Annotated in this window: 17 protein-coding genes and 1 riboswitch; of the genes, 6 read left to right on the forward strand and 11 right to left on the reverse strand. The window is 70.8% G+C overall.

Features of this window, described 5'->3' with window-relative positions; translation table 11 throughout:
• Nucleotides 1-51 precede the first annotated feature (51 nt).
• Nucleotides 52-972 (reverse strand): prephenate dehydratase, encoded by a 921-nt coding sequence (gene pheA, locus OIE13_RS30080; RefSeq protein WP_326646326.1) that lies wholly within the window; start codon nt 970-972, stop codon nt 52-54.
• Nucleotides 973-1161: 189 nt separating this feature from the next.
• Nucleotides 1162-2607: a glycosyltransferase 87 family protein gene (locus OIE13_RS30085; RefSeq protein ID WP_326646325.1), complete on the reverse strand. Its 1446-nt coding sequence runs from the start codon at nt 2605-2607 to the stop codon at nt 1162-1164.
• 78 nt (nt 2608-2685) lie between these two features.
• On the opposite strand from OIE13_RS30085, the gene OIE13_RS30090 reads away from it, so the two are divergent.
• Nucleotides 2686-5100, forward strand: a complete 2415-nt coding sequence (locus tag OIE13_RS30090; protein ID WP_326646324.1) for a hypothetical protein — start codon at nt 2686-2688, stop codon at nt 5098-5100.
• Here OIE13_RS30090 and mptB read toward each other — a convergent pair.
• From mptB to OIE13_RS30105, 3 genes are all read right to left on the reverse strand, one after another.
• Nucleotides 4982-6442, reverse strand: coding sequence for a polyprenol phosphomannose-dependent alpha 1,6 mannosyltransferase MptB (gene mptB / locus OIE13_RS30095; protein ID WP_326646323.1), 1461 nt, complete (start codon nt 6440-6442; stop codon nt 4982-4984). The two genes, OIE13_RS30090 and mptB, sit on opposite strands and share 119 nt — an antisense overlap.
• 268 nt (nt 6443-6710) lie before the next feature.
• Complete coding sequence (locus OIE13_RS30100) at nt 6711-7415, reverse strand: glycosyltransferase family 2 protein (protein ID WP_326646322.1); 705 nt, start codon at nt 7413-7415, stop codon at nt 6711-6713.
• Between the two features lie 48 nt (nt 7416-7463).
• On the reverse strand, nt 7464-7817 hold the full coding sequence (locus tag OIE13_RS30105; RefSeq protein ID WP_326646321.1) for an STAS domain-containing protein: 354 nt from the start codon (nt 7815-7817) through the stop codon (nt 7464-7466).
• 229 nt (nt 7818-8046) lie between these two features.
• On the opposite strand from OIE13_RS30105, the gene OIE13_RS30110 reads away from it, so the two are divergent.
• On the forward strand, nt 8047-8556 hold the full coding sequence (locus tag OIE13_RS30110) for a hypothetical protein (protein ID WP_326646320.1): 510 nt from the start codon (nt 8047-8049) through the stop codon (nt 8554-8556).
• A gap of 58 nt (nt 8557-8614) precedes the next feature.
• On the opposite strand, the gene OIE13_RS30115 is transcribed toward OIE13_RS30110, so the two are convergent.
• From OIE13_RS30115 to OIE13_RS30125, 3 genes are read right to left on the reverse strand one after another with little or no spacing between them, the layout of a single operon-like run.
• Nucleotides 8615-8785, reverse strand: coding sequence for a hypothetical protein (locus OIE13_RS30115; RefSeq protein WP_326646319.1), 171 nt, complete (start codon nt 8783-8785; stop codon nt 8615-8617).
• Nucleotides 8782-9915: a sensor histidine kinase gene (locus OIE13_RS30120; RefSeq protein ID WP_326646318.1), complete on the reverse strand. Its 1134-nt coding sequence runs from the start codon at nt 9913-9915 to the stop codon at nt 8782-8784. The genes OIE13_RS30115 and OIE13_RS30120 overlap by 4 nt, the downstream gene beginning before the upstream one ends.
• A complete protein-coding gene (locus OIE13_RS30125; RefSeq protein WP_326646317.1) occupies nt 9912-10607 on the reverse strand; it encodes a response regulator transcription factor in 696 nt (231 codons plus the stop codon). The genes OIE13_RS30120 and OIE13_RS30125 overlap by 4 nt, the downstream gene beginning before the upstream one ends.
• 116 nt (nt 10608-10723) lie before the next feature.
• Here OIE13_RS30125 and OIE13_RS30130 point away from each other — a divergent pair, with 116 nt between their 5' ends.
• The 3 genes from OIE13_RS30130 to OIE13_RS30140 all read left to right on the forward strand — a co-directional run bounded on the left by OIE13_RS30130 (nt 10724) and on the right by OIE13_RS30140 (nt 11953).
• Entirely contained in the window at nt 10724-10891 is a 168-nt protein-coding gene (locus OIE13_RS30130; protein ID WP_326646316.1) for a hypothetical protein, read from the forward strand.
• Nucleotides 10888-11154, forward strand: a complete 267-nt coding sequence (locus OIE13_RS30135; protein WP_326646315.1) for a DUF6412 domain-containing protein — start codon at nt 10888-10890, stop codon at nt 11152-11154. Before OIE13_RS30130 ends, OIE13_RS30135 begins: the two co-directional genes overlap by 4 nt.
• A 103-nt stretch (nt 11155-11257) precedes the next feature.
• On the forward strand, nt 11258-11953 hold the full coding sequence (locus OIE13_RS30140) for a YidC/Oxa1 family membrane protein insertase (RefSeq protein WP_326646314.1): 696 nt from the start codon (nt 11258-11260) through the stop codon (nt 11951-11953).
• 77 nt (nt 11954-12030) lie between these two features.
• Here OIE13_RS30140 and OIE13_RS30145 read toward each other — a convergent pair whose 3' ends face one another.
• Together OIE13_RS30145 and OIE13_RS30150 are read right to left on the reverse strand one after the other, a co-directional pair.
• Entirely contained in the window at nt 12031-12480 is a 450-nt protein-coding gene (locus OIE13_RS30145; RefSeq protein ID WP_051753245.1) for an ATP-binding protein, read from the reverse strand.
• A gap of 156 nt (nt 12481-12636) precedes the next feature.
• Nucleotides 12637-14508, reverse strand: a complete 1872-nt coding sequence (locus OIE13_RS30150; protein ID WP_326646313.1) for a sensor histidine kinase — start codon at nt 14506-14508, stop codon at nt 12637-12639.
• 125 nt (nt 14509-14633) lie between these two features.
• Between OIE13_RS30150 and OIE13_RS30155 the strand changes: the two genes are divergently transcribed.
• Nucleotides 14634-15194, forward strand: a complete 561-nt coding sequence (locus OIE13_RS30155; RefSeq protein WP_326646312.1) for a methylated-DNA--[protein]-cysteine S-methyltransferase — start codon at nt 14634-14636, stop codon at nt 15192-15194.
• Between the two features lie 15 nt (nt 15195-15209).
• On the opposite strand, the gene OIE13_RS30160 is transcribed toward OIE13_RS30155, so the two are convergent.
• A complete protein-coding gene (locus OIE13_RS30160; protein WP_326646311.1) occupies nt 15210-16556 on the reverse strand; it encodes a purine-cytosine permease family protein in 1347 nt (448 codons plus the stop codon).
• Nucleotides 16547-16686, reverse strand: a riboswitch (TPP riboswitch). Its footprint overlaps the gene before it by 10 nt.
• Nucleotides 16687-16787: the final 101 nt, after the last annotated feature.

Genomic DNA, 16787 nt, shown 5'->3' on the forward strand with positions numbered 1-16787 from the left:
GGCTCGCGCCCGCGCCCGGATTAACCCGCCCGGCCCGATAACGGTCGGTGATCAGCCCTGGCCGGTACGGATCCTGCCGAGCCAGGCGGCGGCCTCGGCGAAGTCGTCGTCGTTTGTACCGGGCTTGATCTGCGGGACGAGAGCGTCGGCGCGCGGGTAACTGCCCAGGAAGCGCACCTTGGCGGAGATCCGGTGGAGACCGGAGATCGCCTCGCCGACCCGGGCGTCGGCGACGTGGCCCTCGAAGTCGAAGTGGAAGAAGTAACGGCCGATGCCGTCGCCGGTGGGCCGCGACTCGATGCGGGACAGGTTGACGCCGCGGACGGAGAACTCGGTCAGCATCTCCAGCAGCGCGCCCGGATGGTCGTCGGCCAGGAAAACGACCAGCGAGGTGCGATCGGCACCGGTCGGCTCGGGCAGCGGTCCTGGACGTGACACCCGGACGAACCGGGTCACGGTGTCGGTGCGGTCACCGATCCCGGTCGCGAGCGGGACGAGGCCGTAGTGCTCACCGGCGATGCGCGCGGCGATGGCGGCGTCGTACGGCGAGCCGGGGGTCGCGACCTCCTGCGCCGCCGCCGCTGTCGACGGGGCGGCGACCACCACGGCGTCGGGCAGCTCACGGGCCGTGAAGTTGCGGCACTGGGTGATGGCCGCCGGGTGGGTGAAGACCCTCTTGATGTGCCCCATCTCGGTGCCTGGGCGCACCAGGAGCGAGAACTCGACGGGGAGCAGCAGCTCCGCGGTGATGAGCAGCGGCTCGCCTTGGGCGAGCTCGTCAAGTGTCGTGGTGATGGCGCCTTCGAGCGAGTTCTCCAGCGGGACGACTGCCCCCTCCGCCTCGCCACGCCGGACCGATTCGAGGGCCGCGGTGATGTTCGGGCTCGGCAGACGCTCGGCCTCCGGCGCCAGGATGCGCAGGGCTTCCTCGGTGAAGGTTCCCTCCGGTCCCAGGTAAGCGAGTTTCGGCATGACCTCAGGCTATCCGGCGACTGTCGGAAAATGTGCCCAGGATCGCACGCTCGGGCCGTCCGCCCTCCCCGCGACCGCCCGGGTCGCTCCGCATTGGGTCATTTCACGCCATAGATCACATCAAATCTGGTTATTTCACACCGCAGGTCGCTTCACCACCGGCCGCTTGACGCCACAATTCACCTCACGTCAGCGGAGTGCCCGAAATGTCGCTCTCCGTCTGGGCAGCCACACCCCCAGCAGCCAGACCAGGGCCAGCGCGCCCAGCCCGAACCCGTTCTGCACGATCTTGCCCAGCACGGGACTGAGCACCGGGATCTCCGCCGCCTTGATCGTCACCCCCCACCAGGGGATCGGCAGCACGTAGTAGAGCCAGACCCCGGCGGCCACCCGGACCCTGACCGGGTCGCGCCCGTCACCGACCAGCGCCCCGAGCACCACGACCACCCAGGCCAGGTGGTGGATCCAGGCGACCGGAGAGAGCAGCACCGCCATCAGCCCGACCAGGGCGACCCCGGCCACGAGGTGCCCGTCGAGCAGCGCCCTGCGGGCGTGACGGAAGCCGTACCAGGCGACCACGGCGACCAGCGCCACCCAGAGCACGCTCGTCAGCACGTCGGGCAGGTAGAGCCGGATGAGCATGCCGCGCATCGACTGGTTGGTGGTCGCGGCGTTGGCACCGAGCCGCTCGGGGTCGAGCAGCGCGCGGAACCAGAAGTCGGCGGCGTCCGCCGGGATCACCAGGAACGGCAGCAGGGTCAGCAGCGCGGCGGTGAGCGCGGCCATGAGGAAGGTGTCGCGCTGCTCCCGCCTCGCCCCGGGGCCGAAACCGGTGATGAGGAGGTAGATCAGGAAGACACCGGGAGTGAGCTTGACCGCCGTGGCCAGGCCGATCAGCATGCCGCGCGGCCACACCGGACGCCTGGCCACACAGTCGGCCAGGCAGAGCGCGACGAGCAGGATGTCCACCTGGCCGAAGCGGACCTGGTCCCTGACCGGCATCAGGTAGGTGCACGCGATCATCAGGACGGCGAACAGCAGCGGCGCCCACAGCCGGTCCATCCCGCGCAGCCTCTCCAGGCCGCCCATCCCGCGTGACCGGGTACGCGCGCCCTCCGGTGGCACGCCCGCCCGTGCCGGGTCTCCGGCAGGCGTACCGGGAACGGCCCCCGGCGAGGCGGACACCGCGCCCTGCGTGCCCGTCGTGGCCGGTACGGTGCCCGGAACCGGGGTGTCCGTCCCCCCGAGCACGGCACGGAAGGAGAACCCGACGGTGACCGCCAGCGTCAGGAAGATCAGAGCTGTCCAGGCCCACTGCGCCGCCGGCCACGACACCGCCGCCAGCGGCGTGGCCAGCAGCGCCGCCACCGGCGGGTAGGTGAAGGGCAGCAGCTGCGGCGCGGCCGTGACGAATCCGTAGACGGACCTGCCCTCCAGGACCGCTTCTCCGCCGGTACGGTACACATCCAGGTCGACCAGGCGCTGGTCGTCCACGTTGCCCAGCCAGTAGAGCACCAGCGGGGCCACCGCCGCGGCGACGAGCAGCAGCGCGGGCAGCCACGGCAACCACCTCGACCACGTCGGCCACGTCGGCCACGTCGGCCACGTCCACGTGCGCCGTTCGGTCGTGGTCACCTCGCCAGTCCTCACGACCAGGCAGGCTACCGTGGGGCCGGGGAAACGGCTGCCCGACGGATACGGACAGGGGAACGGATGGCTTCGACACCGCGCGGTCGCGGGCCCGCGCTCCCGGCCGCCACCGGAACGCCCGGCGCCGCGACACGGCCAACGGGGTTCTCCAGGACCGTTCTGATCACCATGTCCCTGCTACTGGCCGCGGTCTGCGGGCTGCTCGGCGCCTCGGGGGCCCTCGGCGTCCTCGGTGCCGGTACGGCGAGCGCCTCGGTGGCGAGGGCGCTCCCCGAGAGGGTCGTGCTCGTCGGGGTACCGGGGCTGGAGTGGAGCGACCTGGACCGGGAACGGACCCCGAACCTGTGGAGGCTCGCGGGCGAGGGCGGGTCCGCGTCCATGTCCACCCGGGCGGTTCCGCCGCCGGACCGGGGGATCACCTGCCCGGTGGCGGGCTGGTTGACGATCTCCGCAGGCCAGCGGGCGGGCGCCCCCGGCACGGGCTGCGAGTTGCCGCGCACGCCGGAGGCGACCTCCGACGGCGGGGCGAGCGTGCCCGGCTGGGCTGAGCTGTCCGCTTTCAACGCCACCACCTCCTACCGGCCGGTTCTCGGGCAGCTGGGCCGGCTCGCGGCCGAAGCGGGCCTGAAGGTGGCCGCCGTCGGGCCGGGGGCCGCACTCGCCGCCGCCGACGAATCAGGAAAAATCGCGAAATACGCGGCGAACATCGAGGAACTCGGCGAGCTGTCCCCGTACCGGCTGATCGTTGTGGAGGCCGACGACCTCGCCAGGGCCTGGATCGGCGGCGGCCTCGCCCCGGACGGCGTCCCGGTCTCGATGACCGGCCAGGCCAGGCGGGAGGCAGTGGCCAGGGCCGACCGCGCGGTGGGCACGGTCCTCGATCGCCTGCCCCCCGCACGCCCGGCCGCCACGGACCCGGCGGCCCCCCCGCTCCCCGCGCAGACCCCGGAAACCACGCAGACACCCGAAGCCGGACAGGCTCCGCCCGCCGCGACGGCCGGCGGGGCCGGGACCACGGTCCTGCTCAGCGGCCTGGCCGACACCTCGATCGCGCCGCACCTGCACGTGGCGATCGCCCGGGGCCCGGCCCCCGGCGGTGAGCCGTACCCGCGTGGCTACCTCACCGCCACCTCCACCCGCCAGGACGGCCTGGTCACCAACACCGACCTGACCGCCACCGCGATCGACCTGCTGGGCCTGCGATCCCCGAACGGAGTCGTGGGGCGCGCCTGGCAGGGCGAGGGACCGAGCGGGGAGCCGGTCGCGGCGACCGTGGAGAGGCTGGCGGACGACGACCTGGCGAGCCAGGTGCTGCGCGAGGTGAGAGGGCCGTTCTTCGCGGTGTTCGTGGCGGTACAGATCCTGTTTTACCTGCTGGCCGCCGTCGCGATCCGGCGCGGCTGGGGCGGCTCGCGAGCCCTGACCGCCGTCCAGGCGGTCGCCGTGGTCAGCGGAGCGATCGCGGTCTCCACCTTCCTGGCGCAACTCGTTCCCTGGTGGAGCCTGCCCGCCCCGATGGTCTCGGTGATCGTGACGATCCTCGGGTTCGCCTGCGTGATCGCGGGAGTGGCGTTCGCCGGGCCGTGGCGGGCGCACCCGCTGGGCCCGCTGACCGTGGTCGCCGCCATCACCTCGATGACGCTGCTGGCCGACGTGATGACCGGCTCGGTGCTCCAGGTGAACGCGGTCACCGGCTACGAGCCGGTCACCGGCGGGCGCTTCTACGGTTTCAGCAACATCGCCTTCGCCGTCTACTCCGCCGGTACGATCCTGGCCCTGGCCGGGACGGCCCAGTGGCTGATCTCACACGGCCGGCGCGGGCTCGCGCTCGCGGTGTGCGCGGCGTACGGAGGGCCGGCGGTGTTCGCCGACGGCTGGCCCGCGTGGGGCGCCGACTTCGGCGGGGTCCCGGCGTTCCTGGTGGGGGTCGCCGTCTTTGTGATCCTGCTGTCCGGTGGGCGGGTCTCACCGGTCAAGCTGGGTCTGGCCGCCTTGGCGGGTGGCCTGCTGATCGGCACCATCGCGGTGGTCGACTGGCGCAGAGCCGCCGACCAGCGCACCCACCTGGGTGCCTTCGTCCAGCAGGTGCTGGACGGGGAGGCGTGGACCGTGGTCGGCCGCAAGTTCGGCGCGATGATCGGGGTCACGGTCGGCAACTGGTCGCTGTCCCTGCTCACGCTGGTCGCACTGGCGTTCCTGTTCCTGGTGCTCGACCGCCCGTCGCGATGGGGGGCCTCGGCCCTGGGCCGGGCCTACGCGCTCGCGCCCGCGCTGCGCGCCGGGCTGATCGGCGCGCTGGCCTGCGCGCTGATCGGCTTCCTGATGAACGACTCGGGCATCGCGATCCCGGCGATGGCGCTCACGGTCGCGGTTCCGCTGACGCTGGCCGCCTCCGTGCGCGCCCTGGCGCTCTCGCCGCCCACCACGCCAGGGCGATCGTCAACGCCAGCAGCGTCCACGGCACCACCCGCTCCCTGAGCAGGGTCTTCATCCAGAGCAGGTCCTCGGGCCGCAGCGCCTCCCTGGCCGGAAGGTAGCCCAGCGACAGCACGACGACCCTGGCCACCATGAAGCCTTCCAGCGCGGGCCAGGACGCCATGGCCAGCAGCGCGAAGGCCAGCCCGTCGTACCAGGGCAGCGCGTACGGCGCGGCGAACAGCCAGGCGACCACCATCACGGCGGCGACCGCGGGCGCGCTGTCGGCAGGCAGTGCCCGCAGCACCAGCCAGGCCAGACAGACCATCAGCAGCAGGGAGCCGATCTGGATCCAGGCCGAGTACGCGCCCGGCCCGAAGAGCGACTGGAGCCCCACCTTGACGAGCTGCCAGGGCGTGGCGAGCGAGACCTTCCTGCTGGCGGCGCTCACCTGGTCGAGCACGTGCGGCCCGGCGACGGCGTAGATCGCCACCACGGTGGCCGTCGCGGTCCCCGCCACCACGGCGAGCCTGCCCGGCGAGCGGCGCAGCTCCCATGCCGGGCCGAGGGCGACGAGCCCCGTGTTGAGCTTGACCCCGATGCCCACCCCGAGCAGCAGCCCGGAGGCGGCCCCGCGAACCGTGAGCGCGGCGACCATGCAGGCGATGGCGAGGGTGTCGATGTGCATCCCCGCGGCCAGGTGATAGATCATCAGCGGGTTGGCCGCCCAGAGCAGCGCCGCCCGCCGCTGCAGGCCCGCGTCGCCCCTGGCGAAACGGTGCAGCAGCAGCGCCGTACCGATGAACGCCGCGGCGTTGACCGCGGCCATCACGAAGATCGTCAGCCTGACCGAGTCGCCGCCCACGAGACTCGCCAGCGCCTGCACGGCGGTGGCGACCGGGCCGTAGACGCTGGTCACCCCGGCCCACTCCTCCACCGCGCCGGTGACCGGATCGTGGGGCAGGAGGGCCGGGGTGATCGCGTAGGGGTCCTGGCCGAGCGTGACCAGGCGGCCGTACGCGGCGTAGTTGAGATGGTCGGCCGAACCCGAGGGCGGCAGGAAGGCGAGCAGGCCCGCGGCGGTGCAGCCCGCCATGAGCAGCCATCGCGGTTCCGGCCTCCACCGGGACCTGAGCGCGGCGGCGAGACCGAGCCCGCCCAGGACGATCGCGGCGGCGCCCATGGCGATGACCAGATGGGCGCTCACGTGGGCGTCCAGCGAGTACGGTGGCTGCCAGGACGGCCCGGGCAGCCTGGGGACCATGGCAGAGGGCCCCAGCAGCCCGATCAGGACCGTGACCGCCACCGAGAGCCCCATGGCCCCGAACGCGGCGATGTCGAGCCTCCGCGGCATGCCGCCGGCGGGGCCCCGCCTCCTGTCGCCGACCGGCGCCTCCAAGCTCACCCGCAGATTCCAGCACATCCCACAGGTGCCCGGTGCGGCGGCGGACCGGGCGGTGCCGCGAGGAACGGCGGGCGACCTGCCCTCCCGGCGGACCGGGCTATCCCCGCATTCCGCACATGACCTCGATCGGCCCGCGCTGACGCCCCGCACCGCCGACCCTCGCATGGCGCCTGACCTGCAAGGGCGTCGCACATGCGGAGACCGCGAATCCTCGCCGGACCCGCGACGACCACTCCGGCCAAGCCCGTGGCCGGAGGTCGAGGATCACTCAACCGAGTGAACGTTCCCGTGCCCGGCGTCGGACCAGGAGGGCGCGGGCGACATCGCGGAACTGCCTGGCCCGATGGAGCTGGGCCCTCCAGTCGGTGCCGGTGGCCCGGTGGGTCATCTCCACCGGGACCTCGCGCACGCGAAAGCCCTTTCTGAGCAGATCGATCGTGAGACCGGTCTCCACACCGAAGCCGTGTGCCAGTGGCCGGGCGGCTTCGAAGGCCGCCCGGGTCAGGCAACGCTGGCCGTTGAGCGGCTGGACGGGCGTCCATCCGGTGGCACGCTCGACGCCCTCGCGGGCGAGCTTCACGACGAACCCGTGCCCGCCGAGCTTCACGCGGGTGACGAAGGCGGCGATCGTCATGTCGACCTCGCCCGCCGCGACCGGCTCGATAAGCGGCGCGGCCGCGCGTGCGGTCTCGCCCAGGTCGGCGTCGAGGAACAGCAGGTGCCGAGACTCCTCGCCGTCGAACAGGCGCACTGCCTCGGCACCGCTCTCCATGGCGGCGGCCTTGCCCCGGTTGCGGCTGTGCCGCACGACGTGGGCCCCGGCAGTCCTGGCCACCCGCCCCGTCTGGTCGGTCGAGCCGTCATCGACGACCACGACGAGATCGACGCCGGGCAGCGCCAGGGCCGCGGCCACGGTGGCCCCGATCCGATCGTCCTCGTTCTTGGCGGGAATGATCGCCGCCGTGCCGGTCATCGAACACCTCCAACGTGGAAACCCCAGGCCTCAGCCATGGGGAGAGGGTCATCCCTGGGATTCGGAGGTCAGCAGCTTCTCCGGCAGGGTCTCGTGCACGACAAAGACCGAGTCTAGGCCCGTAACCTGAAGGATCTTGCGTACGGCAGGCCGGGGCGCCGCCACCTCCAGCGTGCCGCCGCGCTCGCGCAGCCGCTTGAGCGCGGAGAGCAGCACGTTCATGCCGGTGGAATCGCAGAACTCCACGGCGGACATGTCGAGGACTACGAGCATGGTCTGGCTCTGCCCGAGCAACCGGGTGAACTCGGCCTGCAGGCGAGGCGCGGTGTATAGGTCGATTTCACCAACGATGGTCACGACGGTGTGCCCGGCATGAGATCGAGTTGAGACTTTTAGCTCCACAGCGGGCACACTAGCGGCGCGGGGGCCGCCGGTCACGTTCTCTTGAACAACCCGAGTCGTCCGCCCTTTGTCCCCCGTTTCGGCCTCACGGAAACCCTGAGTGCGGGAAGCTTGACACTGCGCAACACCGGCTTGGCCGAAAAAGGGAGAAGACCCGACACCTCCCGATCGTCGCCGCGCTACGGCAGTGACAGCCGTTGAGTTACAGGAAACGGGCTCGAACGCACTCATGAACACCGACCTACCCGAGGATCTCCAGCGGCAGCGGCTCCGGGAGCACCTGGAGTCCATGATCACTCGCACCGACAAGGCCACCTCGTGGCGCGACGCGGCGAGTTCGCTGCGGAAACTAGTGAACCACGAGGGACACGTCCCGATCAGAACCAGCCTGTCGATCGAGGACCTCGACTTCCTCGAAGGGGCACGCGAGGAGCTCCTCGACTTCGCCACGTTCGGCGTCAGGCTGCTCGACCTGCACCAGCCGCGTGACGCGGGTGGCATCACCAGCGACGCCGCGCACCCGATCCTGCGCTGTCGCAGCTGCATGTGGCGCTGGCCGTGCCCGACGTTCCGGGCGATGGTGGAGTCCCTCGGCACCACCAGGAGGCTGACCTCCTGCCAGCATGTCGAAACCGACACCGGGGACGACGAGTGCGCGCAGATGACCCTCATGGTCTCCGTGAAACCCGAAAGCGACGCCACGACCGCGCCGACCTCCAACGGCACCGGCCCGAACTGACGGCTCGCCGGATCCGGACCGGAAGAACCCGGACTGCCCTGCGCCGGATCGAGCGGATTCAGACCGGTGCTGCCGCCCAGGCGGCGATGAGCACCGTACGCGCCTGTACGTCGCGGACGTCGCACACGTCGCGGACGTCGCACACGTCGCGGACGTCGAAAACCGGCGCCGGGCCGGTGCTGCCGACCAGGCGGCGCCCCCGCGACGACGGCCGGGCGGTGCCGTTCATGCGGAGAGCGGCAGACGGATCTCGAAGCGGCAGCCCGGACCGGAGTTGACGACGCCGATCGCTCCCTCGTGGGCCTCGACGATGCCGCGCGCGATCGCCAGGCCGAGGCCCGCGCCGGCGCCGGCGCCGTCGGCGTTGGGGGTACGGGCCGCCTCGCCACGGAAGGCGACGTCGAAGACGCGGGGCAGGTCGTCCGCCGGGATGCCGCCGCAGCAGTCGGCCACGGACAGGCAGGCGATCCGACCCTCGACCGAGGCACGGACCAGGACGGTGCCGTCGCCGGGAGTGTGCCTGATCGCGTTGACCACCAGGTTGCGCAGCGCCCGGGAGAGTTCGGCCGCGTCGGCCTGGACGGGGATCACCGGGTCGACCTCGCCGGCCAGCAGCACCCCCTTGGCCCTGGCAAGTTGCTCCACCCCGGCCAGCGCGTCGGCGACCAGATCGCTGAGGCCGATCCTGCTGCGTGACAGGCGCAGCGTCCCCGCGTGGATCCTGGACAGCTCGAACAGGTCGTCGACCATTCCCGACAGCCGGTCCACCTCCAGGCGGATCTGCCGGTGGTAACGGCCTACGGTCTCCGGGTCGGCGACCACCCCGTCCTCCAGGGCCTCCGCCATGGCCCGCATACCCGCCAGCGGGGTGCGCAGGTCATGGCTGACCCAGGCGACGAGCTCGCGGCGCGCGCTCTCCAGGGCGCGCTCGCGCTCGTGGCCCAGGCGCAGTCGCCGGTAGGCCTGATCCAGGCTCCCGGCGATCGTGCCGAGCTCGGCGGGAAGACCTCCGGGCGGTGTGAACTCCCCCGAGGCGGGCACCGCGTGCACGGCGTCGACGAGCCTGCGGCTGGCCGCCACGACCCGGCGGGCGAGCACCGTCGCGACGCCCAGCCCGACCAGACCGCCCACCGCGACCACGCTGATCACGATGTCCCTCGACGTACCCTCAATGATCATTTTCAGGGTGATGGCGACCACGCCGCCCACCGTCGCCACCACGGTCACCACGACGACCACCGCGAGCATCGCGCCGATCGACCGCTCGCGCAGCAACCACATCGCCCCCAGCCCGGCGACTGCGACCAGCAGGCCGAGGCCGGCGGTGACCACGACGATCAGCAGTATCTCGGGGGTCACGGCTCCACCAGCGGCTCGTAGCGGTAGCCGACGCCCCACACCGTGACGATGCGCCTGGGAACGGTCGGATCGGGCTCGATCTTCTCGCGGAGGCGGCGGACGTGGACGGTCACCGTGGAGGAGTCGCCGAAGGACCAGCCCCAGACCTGGTTGAGCAGTGCGGAGCGGCTGAAGGCCTGGCGGGGGTTGCGCATCAGGTGGGCCAGAAGATCGAACTCGCGGGCGGTCAGCATGATCTCGTCATCTCGGAACCGCACCTCGTGGGCACCGACGTCGACGGTCAGATCACCGTCCCTGAGCACCCCGGTGCCGGTCGGCAGTGCGGCGCCCCGCGCGCGCCGCAGCACCGACTGCACGCGCAGAGCCAGCTCCCGGGGGCTGAAGGGCTTGGTGACGTAGTCGTCGGCACCGGTCTCCAGGCCGACGACCCTGTCCATCTCCTCGCCCAGCGCGGTCAGCATGATCACCGGAACCGGCCACCGCTCCCTGAGCTTCCTGCACACCTGGAGCCCGTCCATCTTGGGGAGCATCAGGTCGAGCACCATCAGGTCCGGCGGATTGGACAGCGCGCGCCTGAGCGCCTCGGCGCCGTCTCCGACGCACTCGACCACGTGACCGTCGCGTTCCAGGTAGCGGGCCACGACCTCGGCCACCATCGGATCGTCGTCGACCACCAGAATCCGCGCGCTCATGGTCACAACGGTAGGCCCGAGAGGGAGTGATCCCTAGCCGTGTCACCGGTCCGTAAGCACTCGATCGTTACGATCAAGGCGCCCACCCCCTTCTCTGCCAGCGTACGGTGGAGTACATGAGTCGTATCGTGCTGGCGGTCCTGGGCGCCCTGCTCGCGCTCTACGTGGTGTTCGGGCTCGTGCTGCCCGCCCTCTTCGGGCTGCTGAAGTTCGTGATCGTGCTGGCGGTCGTGGCCTTCGTGGTCGTCGCCCTGGTCACCGTGGTGTCCAAGTCCAAGAGGTGAACCTGCTCCTCGCCGTCCAGACACTGGCGGTCTGGATGTTCGACGGCGGTGGCGTCCTGACGGCGACCGCCGTGGTCGGGCTGGGTGTGCTCCTGCTCGCCTGGGCACTGCGCCCGGCGCCCATCACCTCCGGTGCACGGGCGCGGTCGCCGCTGTCGCGGCGTGATCGGGCCAGGCGGACGATGTTCGTCCGGCAACGCGACCCCGACGCGGCCGGGAGGTCCCGGCCCAGAGCACCCTCCGCGGGCCCGGCGCCCGCGTAACCCCCCGCGACCACCGTGTGCCGCGTGCACGCGCCATGAAAAACCTCCGCGATGCGCGGGCGTCCTCTGAGCCGTCTCCACTCCGGTCAGAAGGGCCCCAACCATGTTCGACCCCGTCATCGGGTTCACCGCCGACCTCATCACCGCGCTCGCGGAGCCGCTGGGCTCCACCGCGCTCGCGATCGTCGTGTTCACCGTTCTCGTCCGGCTCCTGCTGCTTCCGCTCAGCGTCATGCGGGCCAGGGGCGAGCGGGCCAGGATCCGCCTCGCGCCGGAGGTCCAGAAACTCAGGAAACGCCACGGTCGCCATCCTGAGCGGCTCCAGCGGGAGCTGGCAGCCCTCTACGCCAGGGAGAGGACCTCACCGCTGGCCGGTTGCCTGCCGTCCGTGGCACAGATGCCGTTCCTCATGGTGACGTACCAGGCGTTCGTCTCCTCGACGATCGCCGGGCAGGCCAACGCGCTGCTGACCCACGGGCTCCTCGGAGTGCCGCTCGGCCAGCAGTTCGCGGGCACGGTGGCCGGGTTCGGGCTGCTCAGCGGTCCGACCCTGGTCTTCGCCGGGCTTTTCCTGCTGCTCGTCGCCGTGGCGTGGGTCATGTCCCGCCAGGCGCGGAGCACGATGAGCGAGGATGTCCAGCCCGCGGCGCTGCGCCGGGTGCTGCCCCTGCTGCCGTATCTGACCGTTCTGGTCGCGGCGGTGCTGCCGCTCGCGGCCGGGATCTACCTGCTCGTCACGACGGCCTGGAGCGCCGGGGAGCGGGCGGTGCTGTATCGGCCCGCGTTCGCCGGAGGCTGACGGCGTTCCGGGCGGCGACGGAGGAGGTGCCGTCCCGCTTCATGACAGACGAAGCGGGACGGCACCCGACGGAAGAACTATCCGCATTCCCTGAGGGCAGGCTCGGGGGTGGAAACATGGCCGTTACCTACCGTGTTGACCGCCGTTACCACCGCCCAGACCGTGGTGATGTCTCCCTCGTGTCTGACTCCCCATGTTGAGGCCAGATATTCGACGATTCCGAGGCCTCGCCCTCCCAAGGAGGAGAGCGTCGGGCGCCCTGCCCTTGGTTCGGTGGCCGCGCCACCGTCACTCACTGCAACCTCGACCTGCTCTTCGGTCCAGTGCCATGACACCCTGATCTGCCCCGACGGCAACGGATGCGCGTGACGCAACGCATTACTCAGCAACTCGCTGACCACGAGCACCGCGTCATCTATGGCGGTCTCGTACACACCCCGTTCCTGCAGGTCAGAGCAGAGGCGTTGGCGTGCGACAGCGACGCTGGACGGTGCATACGGCAACAACACGACGCTCGACGCACTCACCTCCCCGTATGCCTTTCCCCCCTGAGGAACTCACCCCAGTACGACCGAAATGCCCCGTTAGATAGCCTCGGAAACCGGGCAGCAATTACAGCTTGTGCACATTCGACAATAGATCAGCGGATCCGTTACCGACTCGTTACCGGCCTGGCGTGTCGATCAGGTAAGAGCGCCCGGCGTGTCGGCGATACGGAGAGCCAGCCTCATCCGGGTGCCGCCCGCGGGGCGTGGATGCGCCGACACCTCTCCTCCCTGGGCCCGCGCCAGGCTCCGCACGATGTAGAGGCCAAGGCCGACTCCGCCGAACCTGCGGCGGTCACCACTGTCCGCCTGGACGAAGCGGTCGAAGACGCGCTCCCTGCTGGCGTGGTCGATTCCCACACCCTCGTCGTCCACGACCAGCACCACCCGGTCACCATCCACCCATGCCTCTACCCTGATCAGACCACCGTCCGGCGAATATTTGAAAGCGTTCTCCAGCAGCTGGGCCAGCAGGATATCGGTGGCCAGCGCGTCGCCGGAGACCAGGGGCAGGTCATCGGGGACGTCGACCTCGACCCGGTGCAGATCCGACAGGATCGGCAGGCCCAACGTGGCGCCCCGCACCAGCTCGGCCAGGTCGAAGCCCTCGATCCTGAGCGTGAGCTCGCCGGCCCCCGCACGCGCCCCCAGCAGCAGGTGGTCCATGAGCTGGCCGAGGGAACGGGCCCGCTCGGCGATGATGCGCACCGCGGCGCGGCGCTCGGCGTCGGTCATGCTGTCCCAGCGGGCGTCGAGGGTACCGGCGAAGCCGCGGACCACAGTGATCGGGGTGCGGAGCTCATGGCTGGTGGTGGCCAGGAAGAGATCCTTGGCCTCCTCCAGTTCCTTGGCGCCGGTGACGTCGCGAAAGTCGACCACGATCTCGCCCGTCTCCACGATCTCCGCGCAGAGCACGTCCAGCCAGGTGCCCGACGGCAACTGGATGGTGAGCTTTTCCCCGGGCCCTGGAAGTTGGAACGGGGGCGGCCCGCCGATCACCTCGGCGGCGTGGAAGCCGGTCAGCTCGCCGGCGGCCGGGTTCCACTGGACGACCTGGCCCAGCTCGTCGAGAACCGCTATGCCGTCGGCGCTGGCGTCGATTACCGCCCGCTCGTGGGCGCGCTGCCTCAACGCCTCCTGGTAGGCCATCGCGTTGCCCACGGCGATGCCCGCGTGACCCGCGAGGAGCTCCAGCAGCTCCAGCTCCAGATGCCCCACCTTGCGCTTGGCGAAAAGCGCGTACAGCGCGCCGTACGGCCGCCCGCCCATGGCCGCGAGACCGAGCGCGATGGTGTGCAGGCCGGGCAGCTGCGACCAGATCAGCTTGTCCAGCCGCCCCTGGTCGCCGGTCTCCAGCAGGACGGTTCTACCTTCACGCAGCAGCTTGCCGACCAGGCTGCTGCGGAGGTCCGCCGTGGAGTTGCGCATCGAGCCGGGAAGGTTGTGGCGGGCCACGAGACGGAGCCGGTCACCCTCGATGAGCACGAAGCCGCCCGCGTCGGCCCCGGTCAGGTCGGCGAGACTGGCCGCGATCCGGTCGAGCACCGCGGGCAGCTCCAGCTCGGCGTTGATATCGGCGACCACGTCGGTGAGCCGGCGGACGAGCTGTGCCCGGCGGGCGTTGCGGTCGTTGGCGCTCTCGTCGTCCCGGGCCAGGTGGTAGACGCTGACGTAACCGATGAGGGTGCCGTCCCGCGAGCAGAGGGCGCCGGTGTCGACCCGCAGGTCGAGCAGGCTGCCGTCCCGGTGGAACCGCTTGGTCCGCAGCGACACCTGGCCGCCGGTGCGGACCTTCTCCAGGACCGCGTTGTGCTCGGCTGTCAGCTCCTCGGGAACCACCGGAACCCGCCTGCCGATCGTCTCGGCGTCCGACCAGCCGAAGAGGCGCTCGGCGGCGGGATTCCAGGCGATGACCGTCTGTTCGCGATCGACGGCGACGATCGCGTTGGGCGCGTCGGCGACGACCGCTCGGCCGATGCCCTTGTCATTGTCGGCCGTGTAGTCCACCACACACCCATAGTGCCGTCTCAACCGGTCTGATCTTGGCACTTTCGTCCCGCACGTGTTGCCACTGGCCGGGCGATCCGTCCGATACTCTGCGGTCACCACACACCTGGATACGAAAGGGTGGGGCCATGTCATCCGGCGACATCGATGCATTGCTACGGGTGACCTCGCCCGACTATGTCGGCACGAGCCATCCCGACATCGCGTTCGGCACGCTCGACGGACCGCTGGGGCGTCTCACCCTCGCCGTTACGGGCCGGGGTGTGGTGGCCTGCAGTTACGAGGACGAGAACGTCGTCTTCGAGCGGATCAGCAGGGAGGTCGGCACCTTCATCGGGCCGGACCCCCGGCGGCTCGACCCGGTCCGCCGGGAGCTGGACGCCTACTTCTCCGCCCGGCTCCGCGCCTTCACCACCACGGTCGACCTGCGCCTGGCCACCCAGTTCTCCAGGACCGTGCTGCAGATGATGCTCTCGGTGCCGTACGGGACGGTGACGACCTACCGTGAGATCGCCGAGCGGATCGGCAGGCCGCGGGCGCTGCGGGCGGTCGGCAACGCGCTGGGCAGCAACCCGGTGTGCGTCATCGTGCCGTGCCACCGGGTCGTCGAGAGCGAGGCGGTCCTCGGCGGGTACGCCGGGGGGGCGGCCGCCAAGGAACGCCTGCTGCGCATCGAGTCCCGCGCGTAGCGCGCTTCCACCAGGTCAGGGGCGGCGCCGGAGCGCACCGATGCCCAGGGTGAGGAGACCCGCGGCGAGGAACGCGCCGACGGCCGCGCTCATCCACGGCTGCGGGACGAAGCCGAGCAGGTCGCGGGCACCGGTCCAGAACGAGGTCCACCAGGCCAGCTCCGGAGCGACCGGCAGCACGGCGAGCATCCACCAGGCCGCGAAGCCCAGCACCCACGGGATCACCATGAGCCAGCGCGAGGGCGCGCTCTCGGAGGTGTCCCAGCGCCTGGAGGCGCCGAGCAGGAAGTAGTCCACGGCGAGCACCGCGAACATCGGCACGAAGACCGCTCCGATCAGGCTCAGGAACGCGGTGTAGGTGTCGACCTTGACGAAGATCGCGAGCAGGGTGACCAGCACCCCGATGACCACGGAGATGACCCGGCGGTCCAGCCTGGGCATCAGGTTCTGCAGCGACATGGTGGTGGAGTAGACGTTCACGAACGACTGGTCGGTCTCGCGCAGTACCAGGATGCCGAAGAACAGCGGGCCGAGCGCCGCGGCCACGAAGGGGTCCCAGACCCGTTCGGTGTCATTGCCGACCAGGGCGAGGGCCGCGATTCCCAGGACCAGGCAGGCGACCTGGGCGATCGTGTAACCGCCGACGACGCCGGTGAACGTGGCCCTGCCGGACCTGGAGAACCGGGCGAAGTCCGCCGCGACCGGCACCCACGAGACCGACAGCGCGATCACGTAGTCGACCGAGGGCGCGAACGCCTCCCACGATCCACCACCGATGGACGGCTCCCTGCTGAACAGGGCGACCGTGAACCAGATCATCGAGACGACCACGCCGGCGGTGACATACCGGCGGAGCAGCCGGACCGCTCCCAGCGGCCGGATGGTCAGCGCGGTGGTGATCACTCCTCCGATGACCACCCAGACCGCATACGGCACCTCGACTCCGAAGGATCCGGCGATGGCCTGGGCCCCCTGGGCGATGACCCAGAGCTCGAACGCGCCCCAGCCGAGCATCTGGATGATGTTCAGCACGGTCGGCAGGTACGAGAGCCTGGCACCGAACAGCCCGCGGAGCAGGACCATCGCCGGAGCACCGGTTCGCTGTCCGGGAATGGCGGCCAGGCCGACCATCGCGGTGCCGATGACGCTGCCCACGACGGCGGCCAGGATCGCGGCCACGAAGCTCAGCGGCCGGTCGCCGAGCGGATTGATCAGCGCGATCGCACCGGAGAATCCAAGCAGGCTGACGCCCAGGTTGGCCCAGAGCGCGCCCTGGTCGAGCACGCCGAGTTCCTTGGGCGGAGCCTCGTCGAGGGTGAGGGGGGCCTCGGCTGACTTGGAGTCAACGACGGCAGACGACATCACACGCTCCCTACGCCGGCATTACCCGGACAGGTTCATGCGGTCGGCGGCGCGTCAGAGGGTCTGTGAGACCCTCTGCGTGGTTCCGCCCTCTCAGCCCGGTCACGCCCGAGCTCCCGCGGTAGATAATTCGCCCTGATTATGCCATTTTTTCCTCTCCTGGCAAGGACCGTCCCTGGCAAGGACCTCTCCTGGCAAGGGCCACCCTCTCGACGGGCGCCCGCTCAGACC

This window comes from Streptosporangium sp. NBC_01810, from assembly GCF_035917355.1.
Lineage (GTDB): Bacteria > Actinomycetota > Actinomycetes > Streptosporangiales > Streptosporangiaceae > Streptosporangium.